25 protein-coding genes and 1 riboswitch are annotated in these 25,658 nt (G+C 43.3%); of the genes, 11 read left to right on the top strand and 14 right to left on the bottom strand.

The genetic code is table 11. The annotated features are described in order from the left end of the window. Nucleotides 1-61: 61 nt before the first annotated feature. Nucleotides 62-2,122: an alpha-amylase gene (locus tag R7E29_RS12085; RefSeq protein ID WP_054576573.1), complete on the top strand. Its 2,061-nt coding sequence runs from the start codon at nt 62-64 to the stop codon at nt 2,120-2,122. Between the two features lie 69 nt (nt 2,123-2,191). On the opposite strand, the gene R7E29_RS12080 is transcribed toward R7E29_RS12085, so the two are convergent. Together R7E29_RS12080 and R7E29_RS12075 are read right to left on the bottom strand one after the other, a co-directional pair. Continuing rightward, the gene (locus tag R7E29_RS12080) at nt 2,192-2,908 is read right to left on the bottom strand and encodes a DsbA family protein (protein ID WP_005374842.1); all 717 of its coding nucleotides are present in this window, start codon (nt 2,906-2,908) and stop codon (nt 2,192-2,194) included. A gap of 96 nt (nt 2,909-3,004) precedes the next feature. Beyond that, nucleotides 3,005-3,292 carry a hypothetical protein gene (locus tag R7E29_RS12075; protein ID WP_049872671.1) on the bottom strand — a complete coding sequence of 96 codons (288 nt, stop codon included), beginning with the start codon at nt 3,290-3,292 and terminating at the stop codon, nt 3,005-3,007. A gap of 448 nt (nt 3,293-3,740) precedes the next feature. Between R7E29_RS12075 and R7E29_RS12070 the strand changes: the two genes are divergently transcribed. From R7E29_RS12070 to R7E29_RS12050, 5 genes are all read left to right on the top strand, one after another. Next, nucleotides 3,741-4,481 carry a nucleoside recognition domain-containing protein gene (locus tag R7E29_RS12070; protein ID WP_054576574.1) on the top strand — a complete coding sequence of 247 codons (741 nt, stop codon included), beginning with the start codon at nt 3,741-3,743 and terminating at the stop codon, nt 4,479-4,481. Further along, nucleotides 4,481-4,948, top strand: coding sequence for a YjiG family protein (locus R7E29_RS12065; RefSeq protein ID WP_005374849.1), 468 nt, complete (start codon nt 4,481-4,483; stop codon nt 4,946-4,948). The genes R7E29_RS12070 and R7E29_RS12065 overlap by 1 nt, the downstream gene beginning before the upstream one ends. A 9-nt stretch (nt 4,949-4,957) precedes the next feature. Continuing rightward, nucleotides 4,958-6,082, top strand: coding sequence for a M20 family metallopeptidase (locus tag R7E29_RS12060; protein WP_054576575.1), 1,125 nt, complete (start codon nt 4,958-4,960; stop codon nt 6,080-6,082). Between the two features lie 181 nt (nt 6,083-6,263). Beyond that, a complete protein-coding gene (locus R7E29_RS12055) occupies nt 6,264-6,638 on the top strand; it encodes a YkvA family protein (protein ID WP_054576576.1) in 375 nt (124 codons plus the stop codon). Between the two features lie 169 nt (nt 6,639-6,807). Next, on the top strand, nt 6,808-7,251 hold the full coding sequence (locus tag R7E29_RS12050) for a DUF6795 domain-containing protein (protein ID WP_054576577.1): 444 nt from the start codon (nt 6,808-6,810) through the stop codon (nt 7,249-7,251). Nucleotides 7,252-7,384: 133 nt separating this feature from the next. Here the strand turns inward: R7E29_RS12050 and R7E29_RS12045 are convergent, their stop codons facing one another. The 4 genes from R7E29_RS12045 to R7E29_RS12030 all read right to left on the bottom strand — a co-directional run bounded on the left by R7E29_RS12045 (nt 7,385) and on the right by R7E29_RS12030 (nt 12,382). Then, the gene (locus R7E29_RS12045) at nt 7,385-7,849 is read right to left on the bottom strand and encodes a DUF6795 domain-containing protein (RefSeq protein WP_230856641.1); all 465 of its coding nucleotides are present in this window, start codon (nt 7,847-7,849) and stop codon (nt 7,385-7,387) included. 402 nt (nt 7,850-8,251) lie between these two features. Then, nucleotides 8,252-9,556, bottom strand: a complete 1,305-nt coding sequence (locus tag R7E29_RS12040; protein ID WP_054576578.1) for a dicarboxylate/amino acid:cation symporter — start codon at nt 9,554-9,556, stop codon at nt 8,252-8,254. Nucleotides 9,557-9,945: 389 nt separating this feature from the next. Further along, nucleotides 9,946-11,211 (bottom strand): DUF1835 domain-containing protein, encoded by a 1,266-nt coding sequence (locus R7E29_RS12035; RefSeq protein ID WP_054576579.1) that lies wholly within the window; start codon nt 11,209-11,211, stop codon nt 9,946-9,948. Between the two features lie 280 nt (nt 11,212-11,491). Further along, nucleotides 11,492-12,382, bottom strand: a complete 891-nt coding sequence (locus R7E29_RS12030) for a LysR family transcriptional regulator (RefSeq protein WP_213906631.1) — start codon at nt 12,380-12,382, stop codon at nt 11,492-11,494. Nucleotides 12,383-12,491: 109 nt separating this feature from the next. On the opposite strand from R7E29_RS12030, the gene R7E29_RS12025 reads away from it, so the two are divergent. Further along, a complete protein-coding gene (locus R7E29_RS12025; protein ID WP_005374871.1) occupies nt 12,492-12,800 on the top strand; it encodes a monooxygenase in 309 nt (102 codons plus the stop codon). A 7-nt stretch (nt 12,801-12,807) separates the two neighbouring features. Continuing rightward, nucleotides 12,808-13,179, top strand: coding sequence for a hypothetical protein (locus tag R7E29_RS12020; RefSeq protein ID WP_017634450.1), 372 nt, complete (start codon nt 12,808-12,810; stop codon nt 13,177-13,179). Nucleotides 13,180-13,244: 65 nt separating this feature from the next. Here the strand turns inward: R7E29_RS12020 and R7E29_RS12015 are convergent, their stop codons facing one another. The 4 genes from R7E29_RS12015 to nfsA form a co-directional block, all read right to left on the bottom strand. Continuing rightward, nucleotides 13,245-15,404 carry a polysaccharide biosynthesis tyrosine autokinase gene (locus tag R7E29_RS12015; RefSeq protein ID WP_054576580.1) on the bottom strand — a complete coding sequence of 720 codons (2,160 nt, stop codon included), beginning with the start codon at nt 15,402-15,404 and terminating at the stop codon, nt 13,245-13,247. 29 nt (nt 15,405-15,433) lie between these two features. Continuing rightward, on the bottom strand, nt 15,434-15,874 hold the full coding sequence (locus R7E29_RS12010; protein WP_053303899.1) for a low molecular weight protein-tyrosine-phosphatase: 441 nt from the start codon (nt 15,872-15,874) through the stop codon (nt 15,434-15,436). Between the two features lie 69 nt (nt 15,875-15,943). Continuing rightward, the gene (locus R7E29_RS12005) at nt 15,944-17,065 is read right to left on the bottom strand and encodes a polysaccharide export protein (protein WP_017634447.1); all 1,122 of its coding nucleotides are present in this window, start codon (nt 17,063-17,065) and stop codon (nt 15,944-15,946) included. A gap of 418 nt (nt 17,066-17,483) precedes the next feature. Beyond that, a complete protein-coding gene (gene nfsA / locus R7E29_RS12000) occupies nt 17,484-18,206 on the bottom strand; it encodes an oxygen-insensitive NADPH nitroreductase (RefSeq protein WP_017634446.1) in 723 nt (240 codons plus the stop codon). Between the two features lie 195 nt (nt 18,207-18,401). Between nfsA and R7E29_RS11995 the strand changes: the two genes are divergently transcribed. Both R7E29_RS11995 and R7E29_RS11990 read left to right on the top strand, forming a co-directional pair. Continuing rightward, entirely contained in the window at nt 18,402-19,043 is a 642-nt protein-coding gene (locus tag R7E29_RS11995; protein WP_005374889.1) for a MarC family protein, read from the top strand. A 190-nt stretch (nt 19,044-19,233) separates the two neighbouring features. Then, the gene (locus tag R7E29_RS11990) at nt 19,234-20,106 is read left to right on the top strand and encodes a patatin family protein (protein WP_017634445.1); all 873 of its coding nucleotides are present in this window, start codon (nt 19,234-19,236) and stop codon (nt 20,104-20,106) included. A gap of 52 nt (nt 20,107-20,158) precedes the next feature. Here R7E29_RS11990 and gbpA read toward each other — a convergent pair whose 3' ends face one another. From gbpA to R7E29_RS11975, 3 genes are all read right to left on the bottom strand, one after another. Beyond that, nucleotides 20,159-21,622 (bottom strand): N-acetylglucosamine-binding protein GbpA, encoded by a 1,464-nt coding sequence (gene gbpA, locus R7E29_RS11985; RefSeq protein WP_017634444.1) that lies wholly within the window; start codon nt 21,620-21,622, stop codon nt 20,159-20,161. 98 nt (nt 21,623-21,720) lie between these two features. Beyond that, nucleotides 21,721-21,821, bottom strand: a riboswitch (cyclic di-GMP riboswitch). Between the two features lie 272 nt (nt 21,822-22,093). After that, the gene (locus R7E29_RS11980; RefSeq protein WP_186585072.1) at nt 22,094-22,594 is read right to left on the bottom strand and encodes a fasciclin domain-containing protein; all 501 of its coding nucleotides are present in this window, start codon (nt 22,592-22,594) and stop codon (nt 22,094-22,096) included. An 80-nt stretch (nt 22,595-22,674) separates the two neighbouring features. Beyond that, on the bottom strand, nt 22,675-24,156 hold the full coding sequence (locus tag R7E29_RS11975) for a cryptochrome/deoxyribodipyrimidine photo-lyase family protein (protein ID WP_054576581.1): 1,482 nt from the start codon (nt 24,154-24,156) through the stop codon (nt 22,675-22,677). A 108-nt stretch (nt 24,157-24,264) separates the two neighbouring features. Between R7E29_RS11975 and R7E29_RS11970 the strand changes: the two genes are divergently transcribed. Beyond that, a complete protein-coding gene (locus R7E29_RS11970) occupies nt 24,265-24,570 on the top strand; it encodes a DUF6482 family protein (RefSeq protein WP_017634442.1) in 306 nt (101 codons plus the stop codon). 68 nt (nt 24,571-24,638) lie between these two features. Here the strand turns inward: R7E29_RS11970 and R7E29_RS11965 are convergent, their stop codons facing one another. Next, on the bottom strand, nt 24,639-25,619 hold the full coding sequence (locus R7E29_RS11965) for a rhodanese-related sulfurtransferase (protein WP_017634441.1): 981 nt from the start codon (nt 25,617-25,619) through the stop codon (nt 24,639-24,641). Nucleotides 25,620-25,658: the final 39 nt, after the last annotated feature.

Raw genomic sequence — 25,658 nt, 5'->3', positions numbered from 1 at the left:
ATTAGTGTGAATAAAACTACAACACGAATACTGCGCCTATGCGCAACCAATGGACTGAACGATGAAACTGAATCTGATTACGACTACCTTATTGCTTGCATCGGCAAGTGCCATCGCCGAGCCAAACATCACCATTGCTACCACGACCAACAGCCGTGACTTTCCGTTAAGTGCAGAGCAGCCTTTGGTTGTGCCCTTAACCAAAGACGGATACACGCTCAAAATCACGGGTATTGAAGGCGACTGTGTCGCGCCTGATGGTCAGAAGGTCAAGTTCAACAAACCTATCGCGCTGAACTGTGGAAAGCCAACAGAACTGCCTTTAAAAATCCGTTTTACTGGCGATTACTCTTTTGCTTTTGATGTGGAAGCCAAAACTCTACGCTTCAAGCGAGAGCCTAAGAAAGCTGCCAAGACAGAATTTAAACGCCCAATCCCACAAGTGCAATGTGAGGTTTACCAAGGCGGCGAAGTCACCATCGCGCTGGGTGACAGTTTCCCCGATGGCACCAAGTTGCGTGATGCCTATTCTGGTCAGATGGTCGAAGTAAAAGATCAGCAAGTATCGCTGACACCAAGCAAAGATTCAGGCGGTTTGGTGCTACTAGAGCCAGTGAAGAAAACCAAAGAAGCAGTGCCGTTTGATTACCGCAATGCCAACATTTACTTCGTGATGGTCGACCGTTTCAATAATGCTGATACGAGCAATGACAACAGCTATGGTCGCAAGAAAGACGGTAAAGAAGAGATTGGTACCTTTCACGGTGGTGACCTAAAAGGTGTGATCGAAAAGCTAGATTACATAAAGAGCCTAGGTACAGATGCGATTTGGTTGTCGCCAATCGTTGAGCAAGTGCATGGTTTTGTTGGCGGCGGTGATAGCGGCTCATTCCCATTCTACGCTTACCACGGTTACTGGACGCGTGATTTCACCAAGATTGATGAGAACTTCGGTAACGAAGATGATCTGAAAAAGCTGGTGGAAGAGGCACACAAACGTGGCCTTAAAGTCTTGATGGACGCAGTAATCAACCACACCGGTTACTCAACGCTAGCCGATTTGCAATTTGACGGCATTGAGGTGTTAAAACCAAACGCTGACCTACCTAAGAAGTGGGGGGATTGGAAACCAAAAGCGGGCGAAAACTGGCATAGCTACCACCAGAATATTGATTACCAGAGTCCAAACTGGGCGAAATGGTGGGGCGGTGACTGGGTAAGAACAGGTCTACCAGGATACCCAGCTCCGGGCAGCAGTGATATCACCATGTCATTGGCGGGTTTGCCTGACTTTATCACTGAATCAGACAAAGCCGTGAAGCCTGCGCAGTGGCTATTGGATAACCCTGGTACTCGCGTAGAGGCGCGTGACAATTACACCGTCTCGGATTACTTGATTGAGTGGCAAACTGATTGGGTGAAACGCTTTGGTATTGATGGTTACCGTGTTGATACGGTGAAGCACGTTGAAGGCGATGTGTGGAAACGCTTGAAAGAAGAGGCATCAAGCAGCCTTGAGCAGTGGCGTAAAGAGAACGGCAAGTCAGGTCAGCCATTCTGGATGATGGGTGAAGTATGGGGACATAGCGCTTATCGCAGCCCTTACTTTGACGATGGCTTTGATGCGTTGATTAACTTCGACATGCAGAAGAAATTAGATAAAGGCGCGGCGTGTTTCAGCCAAATGGCAGACACTTACCAAAGCTATGCGGACACTATCGCCAATGAGAAAGACTTTAACCCTGTGAGCTACATGTCTTCTCACGATACCGAGCTGTTCTTCTCTCGCTTCAAAGATTACGGTATGCAGCGTAACGCCGCGAATGCACTGCTTCTAAGCCCTGGTGCTGTTCAGGTTTACTATGGTGATGAAGTTGGTCGTAACATTGGTCCTTACGCGGACGATTTCCACCAAGGCACTCGTTCTGACATGGTATGGAAGCTATCTGATGAGAAGCAAGCGCTGCTCAAACACTGGCAAACTCTTGGTCAGTTCCGTAAAGCGCACTCAGCGATTGGTGCGGGTCAGCATCAAGTAATTGAACAAGAAGGCGCGTACGTGTTCTCTCGCTCGCTTGGCAATGACAAAGTCGTTGTGGCTTTTGTGGGTCGCGACAAGTAGTTAGAACTTCGTTTTAAGCCTAGATAGAAAAAGCCCTTCCTTGAGTTATCAGGGAAGGGCTTTGTTGTATTAGTTCGCCAGTTCTTGGTCGATGACTTTTTCTAGCTCGTCAAACGGCACATAGCCAGGAATGACTTGATCATTAATGATCAACGCGGGCGTGCCGCGTAAACCAAGTTGCGTGAAATACTGATAGTTTTTATCAAGCAACGCCTTGGTCTCTTTGTCGTCGACAAGCTGTGCTTCTGTCCCCGTTTTTTTCGCGATTTGATTTAAGGAACGTGCGTCATGTGCGCCCGGTTTTTTCACCAATAACTCATGCACTTGTTCGTACTTATCTCGCTGGTTTTGCCAAACATTTAATGCGTAACTTGCCGAGTTGTAGCCGTTTTTCTCGTATTGTTCTTTAAAAGAGACATTGAGGTTAAGCACTTTTACCTGCGGATATTCCTTACCAACTTTGACCAGCTCTCCTTCTAAACGTTTACAAAAAGGGCAGCTGTAGTCTGTTACGTTAATAATGGTTAACTCAGGGTTTTCAGCACCAAAAGAGGAATGTTTGCCATCACTTAGATATTGACGAACCTCCTTCAAGGTGTCGCCAAATGACTGTTGATACGCAATGTACTCTTGAAGGTTTTGGTGCAATGAATCAAGAATTTGAGGGTTTTCTTTTAGTATCTGAGTAACTTCCTCTAGCTTTTGTTCTGCGGTCTTTTCTGATGCGAAAGATACGGCAGGTACGATAGCCATCGTTAACGCCAAAAGTGTACGAGTGAATGTCATAATATTTCCTAAAACTTTTAAATTTCGTTGTTTGTTATGTGAAGTGAATAAAATATGTACAAAAGTCAGGCAGAAAGGTCTCTCGCCTTGCTGGCTTTATTCTCTAAACACGCAAAGTTTTAGGTGAACCCGATACTTTTCCGGTATCGGTTCTGTGTATTCCAGATAGCGAATTGCTGTGGTTGTCATCGGCAGCGCCACAATCAAAGCAAACAGAAAAAATGGAATAAGAATATGATCAAACTGATGTTGGTAAGCTTGAACCAGCTTTTCTGAAAGGTCGCAAGATGGTGATAAATTCACGCTTTCATCTTGCTGACTCTGTATTTGGTGAGCCTTCGGGCAGCTTTTCGAGAAACCAGAATTTTGGCTTAAGCATATCATCACCACCCAAAGCACGAGGGCGAGTGTCCATTTGGCTATTTTATATTGTGAGCGTAACAATGGGTCGTATAGTCCTGTTAATTCTGGTTTATACCGTTTACATATGACCGGGCCATCCTAACCTAAATTTCGTGGCTGAATGTTACTTTCGAGTTAATCGATATTGCCTCAATGCCAAAGTATGAAGTACGTCATGAATGTTGTAGAAAGCAATATTCGTCAGAATCATTTGTTGAGTTGATGAAGAAGTCGTGAGCTATCGACATAGATTAATATACCTAATTGTTAGCACAAATTTTTATTATCTTTCAATTGTGATTGGAATCATAAAACAAAACTTCATAACTGAGTCGCGATAATGTTCGGCAGGCGGATTGATTTTGATCATCTCTCTAGCACATTATTCAGGTGAACATATGTGTTAAGTTCCACATGTGTAGGTAATGTTATGAAAATTCCTGTTCAAACTGAGCGTAAAGTTACACTGGGGTGCTACGTTGCTCTGGCGTTTGCGGTTGTGTTCTTTTCTGGTCTGATGCAATCCAACGAATGGTACGGTGTATTCGACTTTACAACGCTTAATGGCTCTTTCGGTAAAGTGGCTTACGGCGTAACGGAAGGTGCGGATGGCGCGGTACAAGCTGCGACTACCTCTTTCCGCGGTACTGGCGGTAGCGGTGCTCGTGACGGTTTCATTTTCGCACTTACTTTGATTCCAACCGTTATGTTCGCATTAGGTATGATCAACGTACTTGAGCACTACGGTGCACTTGAAGCCGCTCGTAAGCTTCTTACTCCTCTACTACGTCCTCTAATGGGCATCCCCGGTAACTCTGGTCTGGCTTTAATTGCTTCTCTACAAAGTACCGATGCAGGTGCGGCTATGACGCGTCAACTAAAAGATGAAGGTCACCTAACTAAGCGTGAAACGGACGTATTTACCATGTTCCAGTTCACTGCGGGTGCAACCATCGTGAACTTCTTCTCATCGGGTGCGGTATTGTTCACGTTGACGATGGCTGACGGCTCTCTAGCAGTAACTTCTTCTATTGGTTTGGCGGTTGTGGTGATGTTCGCGTTTAAGATCATTGGTGCGAACCTGTTCCGTATCTACCTAAACATGACGGAAGGTAAAGAAGACAAGCAAGACCAAAACAAATCAGAGAACCTAAAAGAGGAGACGGCATAATGGGTGACGTTAAAGCGAAAAAACCAATGGTGACGGATATCTTCGTCGAAGGTGCTAAGAAAGGTTGGGTAATTGCGACTACCTCTACGGTTCCTAACGTATTAATGGCGTTCGTTATCATCAAAGCGCTGCAAATCACTGGTGCGCTGGATCTGATGGGCACTGTGTTTTCTCCAATCATGGCAGTGTTTGGTCTTCCGGGTGAAGCAGCAGCGGTATTGATCGGGGCTTGGATGTCGATGGGCGGCGCGGTTGGCGTAGTGATTACACTGTTTGACCAAGGTATCCTGAACGGCACGCACATTGCGATTCTTGCGCCTGCTATCTACCTAATGGGCTCTCAAGTTCAGTACATGGGTCGTATCATGGGTCCAATTGGTACTGAAGGTCGTTACATCCCAGTTATGATTGCAATCTCAGTATTGAACGCATTTGGCGCAATGCTAGTGATGAATCTGTTTGTCTAGGAGTGAGTCATGCAATTCTCTCTAAATGAATATCTAGAAGAGCTACGTCCGCTAATCAATGTGGATTGTGGCACTTACACTACTGATGGTATCGAGTTCATCGCTTCTCAATTTGAAGAGAAGTACCAAGCGATGTCAGGTTGGAGCGTAAAACGCATCGACTGTGGCAGAGCCGGTGTTGGTCTTGAAGTTCGAAATAAGCCGGAAGCTGAGCAAATCGATGTGATGCTAATTGGTCACATGGATACGGTGTTCCCTGTGGGTACCGCTGAGCTTCGTCCAATGTTTCAAGATGCAGAGAAAGCGTACGGTCCAGGTGTGTCTGACATGAAATCTGGTTTGCTGAACATCGTGTACGCGATGCGTAATCTAGACCAAGCTGTGTTGGATAAGTTATCTATCGCTATCTGCATGAACCCAGATGAAGAGACAGGCTCTCTGGATTCTGTGGATTGGATTCAATCAGTTGCGAAAAACGCTAAGAATGTACTGGTTGCAGAAGCAGCACGTGCAGACGGTGGTTTAGTGAAAGCGCGTAAAGGCATGGCTCGCTACAAAATGACCTTTAATGGCGTTGCTGCTCACGCAGGTAACGAGCCAGAAAACGGTCGCAGCGCAATCACTGAGATGGCAAATTGGATTCTGGCTGTCAATGCAATGACCAACTTTGACTCTGGTACCACGTTGAACGTCGGTATTGTTTCTGGCGGTAACGGTGCGAACATAGTTCCGGAACATGCTGAAGCGATCGTGGATGTGCGTTTCTGGAGCAACGAAGAATACGATGATGTCGATAGCAAGCTAAATGGCATGCTGGAAACACCATTCGTTGATGGCGTGAGCATTGAGTTGGTTCGTGAAGCCTATAAGCCTTCTATGGTGCCAAGCCCACAAACAGAAAGCTTAATGACATTAGTTGAAGAAGCCGCAAGTGAACTGGCGATCGACATCAACTGGAAAGAAGTCGGTGGTGGCTCTGATGCAAACAATACGGCAATTCTTGGCGTTCCAACTTTGGATGGTCTAGGGCCTATCGGTGCAGGCTTCCACAGTGATCAAGAGTACTTGTTGCTTGAGTCTATCGAACAACGTATCAAAATGCTGATGCGTGTACTGGAGAAGATTGCTCAATAAGGCATTTTGCTTCTAAAGCTTGGTTCCCAAAGCTGTTTGTTTCCAAGGCAATAATCCCCGGACTTCGGTTTGGGGATTTTTCTATCTGTGTTTCACTTTACTATCATTTCTTGTTATTAATCTTGCGTTCAGGTTCGATTTATTAATATGTTGGACATAGTCATAAATTTCGGAGGCAACGATGACCACAACAATGTCTGTAAAATCGGCGCCGAAAGACGCCAAAGATCAAACGATGCAAGCGCCAGATGAGAAAACATTCTGGCGAAAAATGAAAGGTTCGGTTAAGAAAGCGGGTGAAGAAATTGCCGTAATGGGCATAAAATCATGGCTCGCGATGACAGATTCCAACACCGCCGTTCGCCACAAGGCTATACTAGGTGGCGCGCTGGCTTACTTCGTCCTACCAACAGATATGGTGCCAGACTTACTAGCTGGCGTCGGTTTTACCGATGATATGGCGGCACTTACCTTAGCCGCGAACTCAGTCGGTAATGCCATCACTAAAGAACACGAAGCACAAGCCAGAGAAAAACTGAATTCGATGGTGGAGTAGGTATGGCCCATCAAACATGTCTATGTTTGGTTTAGCGCAAACAAGAAATTGTTATTTTTAACATTTACTCAAAGCACACGAGCTCGTCACAATACGTTTTTCCGTAGTAGATTTGCTCGATTTGAAAGGGTACTTTCAGATTCAAGTTTTTATCTAAGAGAAACCTTTCATGTACAGGTATACGCCAGATATTATTGGTATGCTAACTTTGAACGGAAAACCGTTGTCATCTCAATTAGTGGTCCTCCGAGTCGGTGTGCGTGGAACCATTCATGAGTTTCAAACTATTACTGATGCTAACGGATCGTTTGCCTTCCCTGCATTTGAAGAGCATGAGTCTCAAGACTTATTGAACTTAGATCAGAAATACGTGCTCGTTTTCCTGAAGACTCATCTAGCAAATGGAGAAGAGGTGACGATATGGGAGTCTTCAATTGATGGTTATGAGACTTATGAGTTTGCTAGAGAAAATATGGGAAATTTGAATTGTGAAGTAACCAATGAAGTTTACTACTTCGCTTTTTCTTATTTTGGAAATGGTGAAGATGATACTTATGTGTACAGTCAGTGCAAACTAACTGGTTATGTAGAATCAGGAGTATACGAAAGTTAAGTAGTGAATTACTTTAGAGAAATATTCTGCGAATTAGCACTTTGATTGATATGTTTAAACTTGATTGAGGCGTGCAGGTATAGCTTTTTCTTTTAAAGAACTTTGAGTTTAATAATCATCACAATCATAAACTCTATGAAAAATGTCTTTTATATAAAAATCCATTTAAATTGCAGTTGCTAATAACCATTAGATCTCCAGCATTTTCTAGATTGATATTCTTGAAAAAGTATCGAAACTCGGTATCTTCAAGCTCACAGTAAAGATTACTTAAGTTGTCCTTTATAAATATAGGTGGTGAAACGTAGTTTAACTGAGACTCCCAAATATATTTCTTTTCTTCATTTATATAGGTATATATTCCGATATATGAATATGCTTGATTCAAAGCTGATTCTTTGAACCTTTGAGCATGTATGACTGGTTTAAAGTGAAATTCACCTAACTCATTAGTACTTGAACTCCTTTTGTAATTATTTTTTAAAAAATTAGCTTCTAAGTAAACCGTTACATTTTCTAGAGGTCTTTGATCAAGAACTAAAGTACCTTTTACCTCTGGGCTTAATGTATATTTAAATTTCTTAAAAAAATCGAACATACTTTCGTTGAAACCTAATGCAAGTATTGGAAATGAGAAAATGAATAAAAAAGACTATTTTTAAACATGAAATTATGATGTATGTATCTTAGTACCAACTTAATTATCAGACTACTATCTATCGCGATTTGGTTTTGAACTTTAATTTGATAATGGAATTTGTATCTCTATATGATGAAAATGTTCCTTATATCATTTTCAAAGTGATAAACATAGGCGAGTTATCTTAACCCTCTAGATGAACTAATATAGAATCTAACTACTTATCGATTAGTAATTGAAACAACCTCGGGGGACGAGAAATTTATCTAAACCTTTTTGACTTCGGGTTAATTGGAAATAAAAAACCACCTTAGAGTAAGGTGGTTTTTGCTTAGACAGGATAATTTAACTTGGAAGGGTTTAAGCTTCCGCGCGTTTCAGGTGCACTTCTTCTTCGGCTACGCCTGCCATTGGGTCGTTGAAGCGAGCTTCATCCAATGCACCTTCTGATTTCGCAACGATGACGGTCACAGCACTATCACCAGTGATATTTACCGCGGTACGAATCATATCAAGAAGACGGTCAACACCCATGATGAGCGCGATGCCTTCAAGCGGCAGACCAACTTGGTTCAATACCATAGCAAGCATGACAAGACCCACACCAGGAACACCTGCGGTACCGATAGACGCCAGAGTTGCCGTCATGATAACCATTAGGTAATCGCCCATAGTTAAATCAATATTGAAAGCTTGAGCAATAAACGCAGTTGCTACGCCCTGCATGATCGCCGTACCGTCCATGTTCACGGTTGCACCAAGTGGTACTGTGAACGATGATACACGGTTCTCAACACCCATGCGGTGCTTTGCTGTTTCCATTGTCACTGGAATCGTCGCGTTCGATGATGCTGTAGAAAAAGCAAACATGATCGCGTCTTCCATCTTACGTAGGAACGTAATTGGGTTTAGACCTGTGAAACCTTTTAACATTAAGCTGTAAGTAACTAGACCGTGTAGGACAAGCGTACCAGCCAGTACTAAGAAGTACTCTGCCAGATTGACGATCGCGCCCAGACCAAGACCAGTAAATAGCTTCGCCATTAAGAAGAACACCCCATAAGGCGCCAAGTTCATCAAAATCGCGACCAGTTTCATGATCACTTCATTCAGATCAGAGAAGAATGCTGCGATGCGTTCGCCTGGTTTACCCGCTGCACTGATCGCGATACCGAATAGCACGGCGAACACGATAACTTGCAGAGTTTTACCTTCTGCCATTGCGCTGATTGGGTTGGTCGGGAACATATCGATGATCACCTGACCTAAAGATGGCGCTTCGGCTGATTTGAATGAACTTGCTGCCGTTAGATCTGCCCCTGCCCCTGGCTGGAATAGAGTACCCATAGTTAGAGCAAGCGTAATCGCGATAGCTGTTGTCGTAACGTAGAAAGCGAGGGTTTTACCGCCCATGCGACCCAGTGTAGAGAGGTCTTTGAGAGAGCTAGTACCACAAACTAACGAAACAAATACTAGCGGTACAACAAGCATTTTTAAGCTGGCAACGAAGATCTGTCCACCAACTTCGAATAATCCATTAACAATGTATGCGTCGACAAATCCGTTGTCGGCAAAAAGTGTGCGAATTGCAAATCCTGTCAAGATACCCGCAACCATACCTAAAATTACGCGGCTGGTAAGCGACATCGGTTTCTTGGTATTCATGAGAACACTCCTTATAGTTATGCACCTTGAGTTCACTTCAAAGCGGCGAGCAGATTAGCAGCGGAGTGAGAAAATACGAAAGAATAATCCTCTAAATGGTTAATAGATGTGAACTTTATCACTAATAAAAATGGGATTTTAACCAAATATTAACGAATTGGCCGGATGAAAAGTTTGTATTTTAACACTTTTATCGAATATACAACCGATAACAAAGAGGATTTACAATAAATTTTAATAAGAGATAGAGTGCATACTCTCTTGGAGTGGATGCATTTCTGCATAACTATTTAAGTTAAATTCAGGCTAGCGGTCGCTTCTTTAGGGATAATTTAGTATTGAGTGTTCATCAGAGCCAACGAACCCTTTATGCTTTCATATTTGTCAACTCAATGATGGTTGGCAAATGTAGTTAGTTGGAGGTGATCCCAGCTCCAATAACTTTGACTGGTATTTTTAATCCCTCCAACCCAATAGCATTGTTTCGCTCGTATTAAGCCTTCCAAACACTGCTTGCCAGCCTCAGTGATACGGACGCTTTGTTCCCACCAGTGCCTTTCACGTGGCTCAATCGTGATCAAAGGTGTTTGACACTGTGCTAGAGGGAGGAGTAACGCGTAAAACATCACGTCTCCTAGGTAAGGAAGAGGTTCTAGTTGTTGATATTGCTCAAACCAATCTTTGATGGGAATTGAACGATTTTGCGAGCTCAAGACCTTTAGTGCGAGGTGTTGTGTCAAGCTCAATCCAGTTTGTGAATTAGGTAACTCTTGCAAATGGCGTTTAAGCACGTTGAATATATTGGGCAAGCAATCCAGGTTATGCTGCTGAATCAAATTAACTATGGAAATAGGTGTCGGTGATGTAATAGCGTGCCAACACCGTTTAGCCTGACTGAATAATTTTGCTGTCACAGGTTTACGGTATCGCCAACAAGAACGAATAGCTTCTTCAGGCAACTGCCCAAAGCCGATGAATCGTTCAGTGCCCGGGAACTGGTTCAACTCAATGATCTCTATCACTTTATTCTCTACATTCTCTAACTGTGTTAGAGCACGAATTAGCATCAATTGATCATAACTGTCATGTTCGACCCAAAAGACGATTCGTTCAAATACATCACTTTGCAACAGATCGAGGTTTGATTGTTCCAATGTGACTATATCTTGAACCGAGTCTTCACGCTTCATCACAGGCAGCAGAGTCTCTACGACATATTGGGCACGAATGGCAAGGAAGTTCTGTGGTGTTGCTGGTATGGGGCCAATACAAAGCGGATCGATCAGGGCTAAAAATGTCCCTTCAAATCCGCTGGCTTTAAGTTGTTGTTGAATGTCGTGGCCACAACGAACGTGTAGCGTTTTTACTTTTGCATCTAGGGGCGGTTTTTGTTCTTTGATGGCTAGTTTGTGCGCTTCTAGCTCTTCGACATGAGCTTTTAGTTTACTCCAACTGGATAAGTCCAGTTCTCTTGCGAGTGCATGTTGAACGTCAGCCAATTGAATTGTATTGGGAGCCAAAGATTCTGGTTTGGAGTGAAATCGCTTAACTAACTCCAACGTGGCGTCATCGTATAGGCGGATAGCTTTGAGCCTTTTTTTAGCAATGGATTTTTGCTGATTGATATTGATCGAGAAGCTATTTGTAGAGTTCATATTTCACCTTTCTTATCTCTTCCACACTCGCCTATATAGAAGCTAAAAAGAAGGTAAAAACAGATTGTGCCTGCTAAACCAAGCAGGTGAGGATATTGCCGTGAACCGAGTTCTTTCCGCGAGTGTTGGGTGCTTTAGGCATGAGCAGAGTGATAGTAGGTGGTCGCTATCCTTCGTGCAACCTTTTGTGAGAGTGTAGCGTCACAAAATGGCCGTTTCTCTATATTTAGGGAGAATCAATAGGCGATAACACTAGCGATTCAACTCAATACCACTGTTGCTAGATTCGAGTTTCTACACTTTTGAGTAAAGTACGATAAAGCGCTTGAGTCGCAGGACCACTTTTGGCTCCTTTGGGTAAAGTGAGGTGCAGCGCAACTTGATATTGATGGGAGTGTTCGATCTCCAATACTTTAATTTTATCGCTCTTGCGGGCTGCGACTAAGTGCGCTGGTAGCCGACAAAATCCAGCGCCTTGCTCTACGGCGTGAAAAGCGTGGTCGAAGTTATCGACGGTAATACGCTGACGTGCGCGTAACCAACCCACATCTCTTTTCGTTTTGTCTGAATTGCCTAAGTCACGGATGACAATTTGGCTGGTGGTTGCAAAATCGTCGATGGAAACATGCGGCTTTTTAGCGAGTGGATGGTGTGCTGCGATTACAGGCAGCATGGTTGTTACGCCAAATGCTTCGGCAGAGTAGTTGGTTATCGGTAAGTTGATGATTGCGATGTCAGCGAGCTCATTTACGACCATTTCGGTTGTTTTGCTCAGTGACGTTTCAACCACTTGAACGGAGGTCGTGTTGTTGTCCTCCAAAAATTGACTGAGTGGTGCATAAAGCCAACAAGGGTCACAAAGATGATCTACTGCGACCGTGATTTGAGATTCCACCCCACTTTTTAACTGCTCGCTGATGACTTCTAGTTCCCGCGCTTGTTCAAGCATGGATTGTGCACGACGCAGTATGGTTTTGCCGTGCTCTGTCAAACCCGCTTTGCGCCCTCGTACTTCGATAAGTTGAATACCAAGTTGGTCTTCTAACTTCCTCACCGAGTAGATCAATGTGGTATGGCTCTTGTTGAGCAGTAAAGCTGCGGATTGAATGCTGCCTTCTTGATTAATCGCTTGTAGCGTTTGCCATTGTTCTAAGGTCGTTTTTAGTCTCATGAGTCAATTTTTTAGACAGTTAATGGCGAAATTATGAACTTTTCTGTCAGTTTTATAAAGGTAATAATCTTGTCATCGAAAACGAGTCAATAAGAAGAGGAGACTCAAGATGGCGAAATTATTGCAAGTTGATTTTGAATTTCATGGTCCGTTTGGTGACGAGATGTCGAATGCTCTGGTCGACTTAGCTAAGTCGATTAACCAAGAGCCGGGCATGATTTGGAAAATCTGGACGGAAAGCGAAAAAGACAAACTCGGTGGTGGTATCTATCTTTTTGAAGATGAAGCCACGGCGCAAGCTTATCTCGAAATGCATGCCGCACGCTTACGAAAAATGGGCGTAGTCGAAGTACGAGGTCAAATTTTCGATATCAATGTGCCGTTAACGACGCTCAATCAAGGGCCTATTAGAGGATAAGGAGATGATGACCAACCGCACTTTTCTAACCGTTCATGGTGTCGTATATACGGTATTCGCTTTTGCGTTGTTTTTTGTACCAACCATAATGTGGCCGATGTATGGAGTACAAATTAACGACCAGTACGCGCTGTTTTTATCGCAGCATACTTCGATCTTTTTAGGTGGAATCGCAGCGGTGAGTTTGATGTTACGTAATGTGGAATCAGGGCATACTGCGAAACAGCTGTTTAAAGCATTATTGATTACTAATGGCTTAGGGGCAGTGATTACTACCTATGCCGGCATTATCGGAGTATTTGTCGGTTTTGGTTGGAGTGACCCAATATTCTTTGTCTTGCTTAGTTTGATTACGTACAAGCAATTAAGAGTGCAATAGAAAAAGCCCTGCTGTTTCTAGCAGGGCTTTGTCATATTTGGTTTAATTAGCGATCTAAATTCAACTTATGATTCGCTTTTGTACGCGTAGTTATAGTAGCCGTATCCATAGCCGTATGAGTTAGATGCCTTTTTCTCAACTGCATTGAGAATCACACCTTTAACTTCAACGCCTGATTGCTCGAAGCGACCTTGCGCGACTTCAATCTCCTTCAAAGTCGTTTGATCAAAACGAGCGACCATCAGAGTTGTTCCTGCAAGCGCGCCAACAATGCTTGGGTCGGTAACTGCGAGTACAGGCGGTGTATCGATGATGACTAGATCGTATTGTGCAGACATCTCGTCAACAAAGCTCTTGAAGCGAGGGTGCATAAGAAGTTCTGACGGATTTGGTGGTACTTGACCACGAGTAACCACATCCAAGTTTTCAACTTGACTTGGCTTGATTGCGGTTGCTCGATCAATTTTTCCACTTAGTAAGTCAGATAACCCTTGCTCTGCTGTGAGGCCAAAACATTGCTGTAAATAACCTTTTCGCATGTCAGCATCCACCAAAAGGACTTTTTGACCCGTTTTAGCCGCAACTGCAGCAAAGTTAGTTGATACGAACGTCTTACCTATGGAAGGCGCTGGGCCTGAAATCATTAAGACATTGTTTTTGGCTTCCAACATTGCGAAGTGTAAGCTGGTTCGAAGTCCACGTAGTGCTTCAATTGATAGATCTGCTGGATTGGCATTTGCTAAAAGAAGTAAGTCTTTGTTGTTTTTACGTTTTAGCTTGTTCGCAACTTCCAATTGTTGTGCTGATTTTGGAACACTTGCATATACAGATATTCCAGTTTGCTCAATTTCATCAGGAGAAGTCACTCCACGATGAAACGCGGTTTTTACCAGAACAAATGCGACAGCTACCATGCCTCCTAGAAGAGTAGCCAAAACTACAATCAAAGGTTTTTTCGGTTTAATAGGAATTGCGTAAGATTGTGCGTTGTCAATAATACGCACATTACCTACGGTGCCAGCTTTTATGATATTTAGCTCTTGAACTTTATTCAAAAGTTGGATGTAGATTTGCTGGTTTACTTCGACATCACGAGTCATACGCAAGATTTCGCGCTGTGTTTTTGGCAGTTTTTGAACTTGTTTGTTAAGACGCTCTTTCTCTTGTAGTAATGTCTGACGTTTGTCTAACAGCGATTTATAAGCTGGGTGGTCTTGGGTGAATTTTTGACTGATTTCACTTTCTTTAAATGTTAGCTCATTAAGTTGGGCTTCAAGTGCCACCATCACTTTTAGAGTAGATTGTGCTTCGAGATTTAAATCGATAGATTCGTTTTCTTGTCTAAAACTGTTCAATGTATCTTCTGAAATAGTTAGCTTGTCCTTAATCTCGGGTAAATGACCTTTAAGGAAGTTGAGGCTCTGCTCAGCTTCAGCTGAGTTTCTTCTAACATTCTGCAAAAAATAGTTTTGAACAACATCATTTAAAACAAGCTGATTGTGGTCTGGGTATTCACCTTCAATACTTAGAGATACAATACCTGTTTGGCTACCTCTCTCTGAAATAGAAAGTTGTGAGGCTAACTTGTGGATAGCATCTAACTTGCTTATTTTACTTATTGTAAAAGTATCTTCATTTTGAGCATTGAGCTGGTTCACTTTTACACGATAGCCATTCATCTCAATTAGTTGACCAACTGAACCAGAAAGTACCATTTGGTCTTCAAGCATCAAGCTGAATTGACCTTTCTCGATGTCTGTAGCAATCAGTTGATGAGATAATCCTTTAGCCGTTCGAGGTACTTCAAACGTGGTCAAAGAAATGTAGTTTTGAGTACCGTTGATTCGTGCTAGACCTTTACCAACAAAAGGTAAGTAATCAGGAGTGGCAATGGTTGTTAAGTTAAACTTATCAACGGTATCGCCAAGAATCATTCTCGATTTAATTATTTCAATCTCTGTAGTTGCAGATGATTCGGCAGAAAAGAGTTCTCCCATGTCACCGACCATCGCCGAAATACCACCTGAACTTTTCTTTTCGATTTGTATTAACGCGTCGGCTTTGTAAATCGGAGTTGATAGCAACGCGACCGCGATACCTAATGTTGCAAAAAAGAGTGTAATACTGATGATAAACCATTTCGCGTCTATCAATATGCCGAAGAGCTTGCCTAGGTCGATCTCATCATCAGCAAGAGCAGATGGTTGTATTGTTTGGTTAGCCATTATTTTTTATTTCGCCAAGTGATCTGAATTTATATTTTTTTTGCCCATGCATGAGCAGCATTTTCAATCAGAGATAATGCATGCTCAAAGGCTTCTCTACTCTGTCTGTATGGATCTGGAATATCCACGGAACCTATCCAGTGACCAAATAACATTGTTTTACCTCTAGCCTCTGGTACCAGCTCCGTCAAAGCATCGATATGACCTTGTTCCATCACCAATATTAGGTCTTGTTTTGCGCACAACTTAGCGGTTAGCTGCTGCGCTTTGTGGTCTAGCAGGTAGATACCACGTTCTGACGCGACAAGTCTGGCGGTTTCATCTGCTGGCTTTCCGGTTAGGCGACTTTTTTCTACGGCAATACCCGCCGAAGAAATCTGTTTATCTGGGAGTAGTTGCTGTAGTAACCGCTCTCCTGTGGGAGAGCGACAAATATTACCTACACACACGACAAGAATGTTCGAAAACATGTTTTGCTCCTTATAGACAACGTTTGAATGACTTGTTTATGTTCAAACAAGCCCTTCAGAATGCTTTTTCTATGGCCAAGTCCTGACTCGAAGGACGCCTTCTGTAAGTTCATTGAAGCCTGAGATGGTAGGTACTAGTTGTGCAATAACGCGATTCCAACGACTGATAGGCGCCGCAGTGACATAAACGATGTCATACGGTTTCAGAGCAAATTCAGTACCAATAACGAGCGCTGCCGCATCGGAGACATCAAGTTGATATATGTCGCCCAGTGAACCTGCGTCTTGTGACCTCCTAATTACGAATACACCTGTCGCATCCGCTGATATCTGATTAATACCGCCAACGTTGCTCAGAGCTTCCGTAAGGCTCATGCCAGCGCGATCTATTTTCAGTAGTTTAGGATCGTTAACTTCACCCATAACGAAAACCTTTTGTGAATCATTTCTTGGCACATGGATGATATCACCTGGTTGAAGTAGCCTATTTTCAGTGAGGTCGCCTTCTTGCATCAGCGCATAAAGAGATATGTTTTCAACTATGCCGTTTCTTGTCAGTGTTACATTTTTCCAGTCGGCGTTTTCGGCTAATCCACCTGCACGGTTAATTGCATCTAACAAGGTGAGTGGGATGTTGGTGATTGGTTGTTGTCCAGGATTACTTACTTCACCAGTAATGTAGGATTTTTTCGAACGAAAAGCTGCTACGCTGACATCCACTTGAGGACTTTCTATGTACTTTGCTAATCGGCGAGAAATATCAGCACGAATTTGACGAACGTTTTTACCCGCAACTTCAACAATACCTATATATGGATAGAAGATAGTGCCATCAGCATGTACCCAGTTCCCCGCTTCAGCAGAGCTGCGATAAGAACCAGCAGGAATAGTTAGTTCTGGGTGATCCCAAATAGTAATGTTTAGTATATCTCCAGGGCCAACCTCATACTCATAAGAGCTAAGTTGGCGATCTAGTTCAGGGTTGGATTTGGCTTCTATCCCCAAAATTTTAAGTTGAGATACTTTATCAAGTGTAAGTGGAAAAACATTGAAATCAGAAGTGCGACTAACATTGCTGTCTTCGACGAAGTTTTTTCCATCTGTGGAAAGGTGACTACCGGGTACAGTACATCCAGAAAGAAGTACTGAGGAAAGCACTAAACTAGCTAGCTTTTTATGTTTGAAATTCATGTTTTTTCATTCATCTGACGTAAAGAGCGAGTTGCTGGTAGCAACATTCTTTTCCAGAAAAGACTTCACAACATAACCTTATAAGCACCACCTTCTTCTATTTATAAAGTGCTCAATAAGGGATTGATTGCATCTGGAGGCATGAACTCTAATGAATTTCAATGGTTAGAGCAATAGACAGTAATGCAGCAAGTGTCCAAATAAATATCGTATTTTTATGTTTTCACTTACAAGATTTCATATTGCGGATAAAAAACTTGTTCAATTAGCTCAAATTTTGTTTATTAGCTCTATATGTAGTGTTTTCTTTCTAAAATACAACCAAGAAAGTCTACCGACTAATTATCTCGTTGTATTAAATAGGATTATTAAAAATGTGACTCATGTCTCTTTTTTGTTTTGTTGTCTTTCGACATGGTCACTTCTTCGCTAACCCCTTCCCATTCAAATACGGAAGGATGTGCGGACGTGATTCGCCAGCCAGTTTACTGGTGACTTCTTGTGACCAAGTACTCTGTTTTTGATTGCTCGAACGGTTTGCATAGTAGTTTTGCATAGTTTGGTCATACGTCTGAATATCATCCAAGCTTAGGTCTTGATACTGATTTTCATGCACCACGACATGCTTAGGTAGGCGAGGTTTTACTTCAGGGGCTTGATCTGGATGACCAAGACACATACCAAATAAAATGGCGGTATTTTTAGGTAAACCTAATAATTCGTCTACTTTTGGGGCATTGTTTCGTAAACCACCAATATACACGCCTCCTAGTCCCATCGACTCCGCCGCAAGCAAGCAATTTTGTGCCATGATCCCCGAGTCTACAGCGCCTATTAGTGTTAACTCGGTAAAATCAGCTTGAATATCTGGGTTGATACTGGCATGGCGCTGGTAATCAATACAAAACACCAAAAACTCAGCCGCGCTTTCAACGTACCCTTGATTTCCGGCATATTGAGCTAATAGTGTACGTTTTTCTTTGTCGGTCACGCGGATAATTGAAACGACTTGCAACATGCTTGATGAGGACGCCGCAAGGCCGGCTTGAAGAATGGCATCTAATTGTTCGCTCTCAATCGGTTGTGAGGTGAATTTTCGAATTGAGCGGTGATTGAGAATTGTTTGAATCGTGCTGTTCATGGTGACTTAACATCCCCTGTTACGTGTAAAGGCTGAAGACTCACCTTAGCGACATTTGATGAGTCGGTAAACTATCTCAAAAGAAAAACAATGCTTGGCGCATAAGTGTGAAGGCGAATCGAGAATACACCACTCTTTCTGTTTGAGAGCGTATATACTGTTTTTAGAATCAATAATTTAAATGCAGTGGAAAATATGAAAGAACTCATTGTTCATACAGTTACGGTGTTTATGGGCTTCTTTGCCATCATGAACCCTATCGCCAATATCCCCATCTTTTTGAGTTTAACTGCTGATGAAGATAAAGAAACCATCCGTTCCATTGCGCTCCGCTCAGTCTTTATTGCATTTATTATCATCGCGATATTTTCTATTGCCGGTAAGTTAATTTTTGATTTGTTTGGTATCACGCTTTATGCATTGCGAATAACAGGCGGTATTTTGGTGTTTTTGATAGGTTTTAACATGCTTCAAGGTGATTCGACGCATCAGAAAACCAAAGAGAAGGCGTATTCACCAGCTCAGCAACGGGCGGCATTGAGTATTGCAGTGTCTCCATTGGCGATGCCAATATTAGCTGGGCCCGGAACGATTGCTACCGCGATGAACTTTGCGACAGCGGGTGGTTTCGATCAAACCATTATTACTATCGTTTCTTTCGCTGTCCTTTGTGTGATCACCTATGTACTGTTTTTGTTTGGAGACAAATTGGTCAAAGCGGTTGGACCAAGTGCTCTAAATGTTGTGACTAAAATGATGGGCTTAATTCTAGCGGTTATTGGTACTCAAATGTTTATTGATGGCGCGGGCGAAGCCTATAAAACGGTTTTCTCCTAGATTTCTCTTAGACCTTGCCACCTTGGTTAAGCCCGCAATTACATTTCTAACGGGTACGGATTTTTTGAACTTTAGTTTTCATTTTCTAAGAGAGAAATAAATAGACTTCACCTATTTCAATAATAAGAATATTCAATTGTTGTGATTGCACGAATTTCATTACTCTTTTGGCAAGGAGAATGGGGGAAATATGGCAACAAAAGCAATTGTAGTAGAAGGTGGCGCGATGCGAGGCGTCTTCGCAAGCGGAGTGTTAGATGCGTTTTTAGAGCAGAGTTATAAACCGTTTGATTTTGCAATCGGTGTATCTGCTGGTGCATCAAATTTGATTGGGTATTTGACCGACTACCCGCATCGCAGTATTAACGTCATTACTAAGCTGGCCACAAGCAAACGCTTTTTTGACCCGACTCGCTTCGTTAAAGGTGGGGACCTCATCGATGTGAAGTGGTTGTTTGAAGAATCTAATCGCTTGTATCCCGTCGATGAAAATAAACTGTTTAATGGCGTTCCTTTTCTCGCAGCGACAACAAATGTAGATACAGGGCAGGCAGATTACTATCGCGTGACACGTGATAATTTTCACCATGCGATTGAAGCGACAACAGCATTACCGATTGCCTACAAGCATACCCCTTGTTTTTCTGGTGGTTGTTATACCGATGGTGGGGTCGCTGATTCTATCCCAGTGCGTGAAGCTTATCGTCGAGGGGCTCGCGACATAACCGTAGTACTCTCTCACCCGCTGAATTATGCCAAAAAGCCAGTTAAGACCACATGGCTGATGAAGAAACTGTTTGCGGAGCACCCCAAAATGGCGGATGCGATGTTAAGACGTGCAGATAACTATAATCAATCATTAGAGTTTATTCGTAACCCTCCACCAGGAACACATGTTAGGGTAATTGCCCCACCAGATAATTTTCATGTTCAGCGCTTATCAATGCGACAATCCGTTTTACTAGAAGGGTATGAAATGGGACTGATTGAGGGGCGAGCGCATCTCACTAGTTTATCTGGTGTTCATGGTTTAGACCGGGAAAATTGTCATTTTTGCGTTTGATTATAAAAGAGCCTCATAGTGAGACTCTTTTGCATAACGTTCAAAGGGTGATTTAGTTGACTTTATCCCAAGCCATCTCCCAGTGTGAACCTATTCCAGGCTCGTAATGGTTTGCGCTTTCTTTCCACTGCATACAGTAACCAGAGTATGGGAAAGGTTTACATTGATAAATGCCCCCGTCGCTGGCAAGCACTTTTGTGCCCGCCGTGTAGCTAGATAGTCCTTCAGGGAAGACAAAATCGTACTCATCAGATGGTGGTGGAGTAACTGACTCTTCTTTTAAGTGAAAGTCGAGTGTTTGCTGATCCACCAAGTTGCCATCTTTATCCTTAATACGTGTTACGAGCATATGGTGACCCGGCTCCGATTTACTTAAAGCGAGCGATATCGCCTCTACCGAGCCGTCTTTCATTTCGTTTGCCCAACTTGCAAGTGGTTCGCGATGGTGATTGTAAACGGTGAGTTCTGCATTTAAATCGCCTTCAGCAGTTAGTGTCAGATCCAACGTTGTCGGTGTTGACTCAATGATATACTCGTCTGCTAAGCCATCTACTGTGAGTGAGTATTCTGGAACAGGAGTTTCAATGTTATAGCCGATCTCTACTCGCTCAAGGCCGCTATTTGCTTGCAGATACACCGGATTAGTACCATAAACAGGAGTGAATTTATCCTCTGCATACTGCCCGGCTTGCAGTTTTGCTTGTTCTTGGTTTAGCTTAGTCGCGAGTGCGTAAGACCAGTTTTTCGCTTGGCCCATTGCTGCATCGGTAATTTCTAGTTCAGTTCTATACGCCACGTTTTCACCTGCTTGATCAAATACGCGTGTATAAACCGAATCCCCAATATTTAAATCCATTGTAGGAATAATTTGACCGCCTTGCTTCCAATCTGGAATAACGGGACTGCCACCATCAAATTTCACATCGATCACGTTATAAAATGAGGCTGCAGTGTCGCCAACATCCCATACTGCCAGGATGACATGGTATCCCTCGCGAGTAGGCACATTACATTGATGGCTTACCTGTTTCGGGGGTTGAACCATATTGCCGTCGACGACACAGAAAGGAGTTAGATCAAAAGAGTCTCGTGATAGTGAAGCGTTTGGGTTCCAATCAGGCTTGGTGATGTAATATTTCCAGTCGCGCGTCACGTGGTTAGCGGTAAATGTCCATTCAAAAGTTTGTGTACCTGCTTGAATAGGGCGTTTTACCCAACGGTCGGCAGTTTGCTCATCAAGGGCAGCTGCTAAAGCGGTTTCGGCACTCGCTATTTTACCATCGCGAGGCCCTGTTTCGGGAAAGCCATCAGGGCCTTCAACGCTTTGCGGTTCATATTGAATCGCACCGCAGTTATTATTTTTTTCGTTAGTATCTGGCGATGGATACTTACATAGTGCCGAGCGACTTGCAGCGACACCACCATTGGTTTCTGATACATAACCGTGAGCCGCAGCACCTGAGCTAATGCTTGCAAGTGCTAACGCGAGTACGGATTTGGTTGGAAATGATTTCATCACATGTCCTCTGTTATGACTGACAAACTAATGTCACACCCCGGCGCATGCTGAGCATAAAGCAACGCTACAGAAATTGGACTTCTGTAACACTGAGTCATGGTAACCCCGCTATCATGAGCATTCTTTTAGATTTTTAAATGCTGACAGACCGGAAGCTTTGCGTCCCACCCTTTCGAATGGTTTGCCGAAATGTGATTGAGCAGCCAAAATTTAGCTTAAGAATTTACATGTGGAAAAGTAAACGTCACTGACATGGAATCCTGTTCTCAAATTGAAAGATAACGATATCTTAACCTCGTCAATATTGTGCAGTGTTGTCTTGCAAGGTATTGATTTTAATTTTGTTTTTATCTTTTTTATAGTCATCGTGAATGAGTGGGGGTTTGTTGGGGATAAGTGGAGAGGAATCGTGCTAAGGGTGGAAGAAGTTCTGTCTAAAGGGCGGAGTGTACCGCCCTTTGAATGGTGTTATTTCGGCATGATGACAGTATCAATCACGTGAATGACACCGTTTTTAGCTTTCACATCGGTTGCAATGACATTTGCATCGTTAACCATGACTTTATCGCCCATGGTTTTAATCATCACATCTTGCCCCTGAACCGTAGTCGCTTTGTCTAGCTTAACAACATCGGCAGCCATCACTTTCCCTGGGACGACGTGATAAGTCAAAACAGATACTAACTTGTCTTTGTTTTCCGGCATTAAGAGCATGTCGACTGTGCCGTCTGGCAGTTTTGCAAAAGCGTCATCCGTTGGTGCAAAAACAGTAAATGGGCCTTCCCCTTTGAGAGTGTCAACCAAGCCCGCTGCTTTTACCGCAGCAACAAGCGTATTGAAAGAGCCGTTTTCAGCGGCAACGTCGACAATATCGGCTTTCATCATGCCATGCTCATGAGCCTTGACGGGAAGCATAAAAGATAACGTCACCATCAGTGTCGCCGCGATAACTAAGATACGTTTGAACATAATGTGTTCCTTACTAGTTGAGGGTACAACGGGTTCCCTGGAGTGTGTTTGCATTTGTACGCATCGTGATTGAAAGATGATCATCGCGTCCTACTTTCTTTTGAGGGTCTAACATGTCGCGCAAGAATTCGTCTGCCTTCTTGTTTCACATCAGCTCGTTTCCGCCACGTCCATAAGCGCTCTCTTGCTGCCTTAGCTGCATTGTCTGGTGCGATAATAGGTGCAAGGTAACGGCTATCTGGCTGCAATTGATACATGACAGCTTCCATCTGGGTCATTGTCCAGGGCTCGAATAAAAGAGGGGGAGGAACCATTTGTAACTCAGGTACCCACTTGTAGATGAACGTACCGTTAGGATCATGTTCTTGGGCTTGCTTGATCGGATTATAAATACGGATTGTGTTAGTCCCGGTTACTCCTGCTTGCATTTGGAATTGTGGGTAATGAATTCCAGGCTCAAAGTCGAGAAACAGTTGCGCTAAATGCGTTACACCTACTCGCCAATCCATGTTCATGTGGTGAGTAAGAAAGCTAACCAGCATGGCACGCATGCGAAAGTTAATGTAACCAGTGTGGTGCAAACAGCGCATGCAGGCATCAATCAAAGGTACGCCAGTATGCCCGGATTTCCATGCTGCTAACTTTTCTTCATCGAAAGTACTACTTTGTTTAATCAATGGTTCGTAAGCCCGATTAACGCAGTAAAACTCCATGTCGTATTCCGATTCGAATTTTTGGATGAAGTGACAGTGCCAATGAAGCCGTGAAGACAATGCAATTAAGCTGCGACGAAACCCAGCGACTTGCCAGTGTTTCAAAAGGTATTGATACACTTCACGCAAGGATATGTTACCCCAAGCGAGATATGGAGAAAGTCGAGTACAGGCTGTGCGTGAGGCTGTGGGACTAGAAATGCTTCGATAGTAATCACGACCTCGACGATGGAAAAAGTCCTCTAGTGTTTTCCAAGCGAGCCGGCTTCCTCCCGTTTGCATTCCTTTGCATTTTGATAGCCAGGATGATGGTGGCGAAAACGAACAGCCGAGAGCTTCTGCATCCAATGAATGCAATGAGTCGGTTTGGAGCTCAATAGGGCTTATTGAGGCTCTCATGACAGAGTCCCAATGTTTGTCCCAACCTTGCCGGTCTATTGCACCTCTGATTACAGCACCGTGTTCGAATTCAAACCAGTCGATGTTCTGCTCATACAGCCAAGCGGCAACTTGTCGGTCTCGTTCAAAGGTGCAGTTGAGTCCTATTTCTTGGTGAGAAAAAACAGCGTTGATTTGATATTGCGCTTGAATTGATTGGAAACATGCTAAGGCATCGTCAAACAGCACCGTGATTCGATGCCCATACGCTTTGAGCGTTTCATCCATGTCTTGCAGTGATTGCCAAACAAATCGCCAGTGGCGCTCAGAATAGTGTGGGTTGTTCAATAGCAATGGTTCAACAATATACAAAAGCACAGTTGGGTGCTTTGTTGATAATGCTTGAGTTAGTGGTTGATGGTCAGTCAGCCTTAAATCTCGCTTTAACCACACGACATTGATTGTTTGCATCGGAATCCTCTTTGTTTCCGATGTTGTACGCAAGTAAACCGAAGAAATCTCATCCAATGATCGGTTTTATTCCACAAAACGTAGAGATAACTTTTAGGGAGGTGACACATGGCAATAGCATTGAGTAAGTTACAAAAATACTTCTATGTGGACAAGTTGGTCATTCATTCGCTTGATCTCGCATTGTATCAGGCATCTGTTGTGATTGATGGAGAAGCGCAATTTATCACTGATGACAACGGTATCTTTTTGAGGGCTCATTCCCTGATCGAGATGCAAAAGAAGTGCAGGAATATCAAAGCAAATAAGCAGGTTCTAGTGCATCAAAGTGCTTATGATGAAATGGTGGGGCTACCCGAAGGCAAAAGAGACAATCAACTAGAGGTATTGGTGAGGGATACAAAATTGTATTGAAAGAGTATTGGTGCGCAGTAAAAGCGAGCCACCTTACGGCAGCTCGCTAAATATAAGGAGAGTTAGGCTTAGTCTTGTTTACGCTGCGCTTCTTTTTGCGCGTACTTAGCGGCACGTCGGGCTTCTCTTTGCTTGGCACTTTCACCACCAACATGCTGCTCGCCTCGCTGCTCTGCAAGAACAATTTGTTTTTCACGCTCGCGGAATCGAGCAATTTGTTCTTCTGAGTGTGTGCCGTGACATTTTGGACAGCTCACGCCTTGCTCGAACAATTCTGACTGTTTGTCTTCTTCAGTGATCGGTAGACGACAAGCGTTACATAAATCGTAATCTGCTTTTTCTAGCTGGTGGTTCACTGCAACACGCCCGTCAAATACGTAACAATCGCCTTCCCACATGCTCTCTTCTTGAGGAACTTCTTCAAGATATTTAAGAATGCCGCCTTCTAGGTGGTAGACCTCATCAAAGCCCTGTTCTTTCATGTAAGCCGTTGATTTTTCGCAGCGGATACCACCGGTACAGAACATCGCAACTTTCTTGTGTTTTGCCGGGTCCATGTTTTCTTTTACATAGTCTGGGAATTCACGAAAGGTTTCAGTATTTGGGTTTACAGCGCCTTTGAATGTCCCGATCTCGATTTCGTAATCATTACGTGTATCGACAACAAACACTTCAGGATCAGCAATAAGATCGTTCCACTCTTGAGGTTTCACGTAAGTACCCACTACGTGGCGAGGGTCTATACCTTCAACACCTAATGTTACGATCTCTTTTTTCAGTTTCACTTTGGTGCGATTGAATGGCTGGGTCTCAGAATACGACTCTTTGTATACGGTGCCAGTCAAACGAGGTTCGTTGTTTAGCCACTCCAGTAGCGTATCAATACCTGCACGATCAGATGCAACAGTACCGTTGATACCTTCACTTGCCAGTAGTAATGTTCCGCGAATATGGTGTTTTTCCATCAACGCAAGTAATGGCTCGCGTAGCTCTTGATAGTTATTCAGCTCAACAAACTTGTACAGCGCACAAACTACATACTGACTCATGAGGTTTCCTTTAAAAATACAGGTGGTCAACGACCTTAA

The sequence above is a fragment of the Vibrio sp. Vb1729 genome (assembly GCF_033338655.1).
GTDB classification, from domain to species: domain Bacteria; phylum Pseudomonadota; class Gammaproteobacteria; order Enterobacterales; family Vibrionaceae; genus Vibrio; species Vibrio alginolyticus.
The sequence above is the reverse complement of the archived record's forward strand: the minus strand, read 5'-3'. Positions and strand labels throughout refer to the sequence as shown.

Bases quoted from the DNA above. Each gene is read 5' to 3' on its own strand.
- R7E29_RS11965 (WP_017634441.1), bottom strand. From the start codon at position 25,619: ATGAGTCAGTATGTAGTTTGTGCGCTGTACAAGTTTGTTGAGCTGAAT.
- R7E29_RS12035 (WP_054576579.1), bottom strand. From the start codon at position 11,211: ATGAACTCTACAAATAGCTTCTCGATCAATATCAATCAGCAAAAATCC.
- R7E29_RS12010 (WP_053303899.1), bottom strand. From the start codon at position 15,874: ATGTTTTCGAACATTCTTGTCGTGTGTGTAGGTAATATTTGTCGCTCT.
- R7E29_RS12055 (WP_054576576.1), top strand. From the start codon at position 6,264: ATGACCACAACAATGTCTGTAAAATCGGCGCCGAAAGACGCCAAAGAT.
- R7E29_RS12060 (WP_054576575.1), top strand. From the start codon at position 4,958: ATGCAATTCTCTCTAAATGAATATCTAGAAGAGCTACGTCCGCTAATC.
- R7E29_RS12020 (WP_017634450.1), top strand. From the start codon at position 12,808: ATGACCAACCGCACTTTTCTAACCGTTCATGGTGTCGTATATACGGTA.
- R7E29_RS12005 (WP_017634447.1), bottom strand. From the start codon at position 17,065: ATGAATTTCAAACATAAAAAGCTAGCTAGTTTAGTGCTTTCCTCAGTA.
- R7E29_RS12050 (WP_054576577.1), top strand. From the start codon at position 6,808: ATGTACAGGTATACGCCAGATATTATTGGTATGCTAACTTTGAACGGA.
- R7E29_RS12070 (WP_054576574.1), top strand. From the start codon at position 3,741: ATGAAAATTCCTGTTCAAACTGAGCGTAAAGTTACACTGGGGTGCTAC.
- R7E29_RS11975 (WP_054576581.1), bottom strand. From the start codon at position 24,156: ATGCAAACAATCAATGTCGTGTGGTTAAAGCGAGATTTAAGGCTGACT.
- R7E29_RS12075 (WP_049872671.1), bottom strand. From the start codon at position 3,292: ATGATATGCTTAAGCCAAAATTCTGGTTTCTCGAAAAGCTGCCCGAAG.
- R7E29_RS12080 (WP_005374842.1), bottom strand. From the start codon at position 2,908: ATGACATTCACTCGTACACTTTTGGCGTTAACGATGGCTATCGTACCT.
- R7E29_RS11970 (WP_017634442.1), top strand. From the start codon at position 24,265: ATGGCAATAGCATTGAGTAAGTTACAAAAATACTTCTATGTGGACAAG.
- R7E29_RS11980 (WP_186585072.1), bottom strand. From the start codon at position 22,594: ATGTTCAAACGTATCTTAGTTATCGCGGCGACACTGATGGTGACGTTA.
- R7E29_RS12030 (WP_213906631.1), bottom strand. From the start codon at position 12,382: ATGAGACTAAAAACGACCTTAGAACAATGGCAAACGCTACAAGCGATT.
- R7E29_RS12085 (WP_054576573.1), top strand. From the start codon at position 62: ATGAAACTGAATCTGATTACGACTACCTTATTGCTTGCATCGGCAAGT.
- R7E29_RS12025 (WP_005374871.1), top strand. From the start codon at position 12,492: ATGGCGAAATTATTGCAAGTTGATTTTGAATTTCATGGTCCGTTTGGT.
- R7E29_RS12040 (WP_054576578.1), bottom strand. From the start codon at position 9,556: ATGAATACCAAGAAACCGATGTCGCTTACCAGCCGCGTAATTTTAGGT.
- R7E29_RS11995 (WP_005374889.1), top strand. From the start codon at position 18,402: ATGAAAGAACTCATTGTTCATACAGTTACGGTGTTTATGGGCTTCTTT.
- R7E29_RS11990 (WP_017634445.1), top strand. From the start codon at position 19,234: ATGGCAACAAAAGCAATTGTAGTAGAAGGTGGCGCGATGCGAGGCGTC.
- R7E29_RS12065 (WP_005374849.1), top strand. From the start codon at position 4,481: ATGGGTGACGTTAAAGCGAAAAAACCAATGGTGACGGATATCTTCGTC.
- R7E29_RS12045 (WP_230856641.1), bottom strand. From the start codon at position 7,849: ATGTTCGATTTTTTTAAGAAATTTAAATATACATTAAGCCCAGAGGTA.
- gbpA (WP_017634444.1), bottom strand. From the start codon at position 21,622: ATGAAATCATTTCCAACCAAATCCGTACTCGCGTTAGCACTTGCAAGC.
- R7E29_RS12015 (WP_054576580.1), bottom strand. From the start codon at position 15,404: ATGGCTAACCAAACAATACAACCATCTGCTCTTGCTGATGATGAGATC.
- nfsA (WP_017634446.1), bottom strand. From the start codon at position 18,206: ATGAACAGCACGATTCAAACAATTCTCAATCACCGCTCAATTCGAAAA.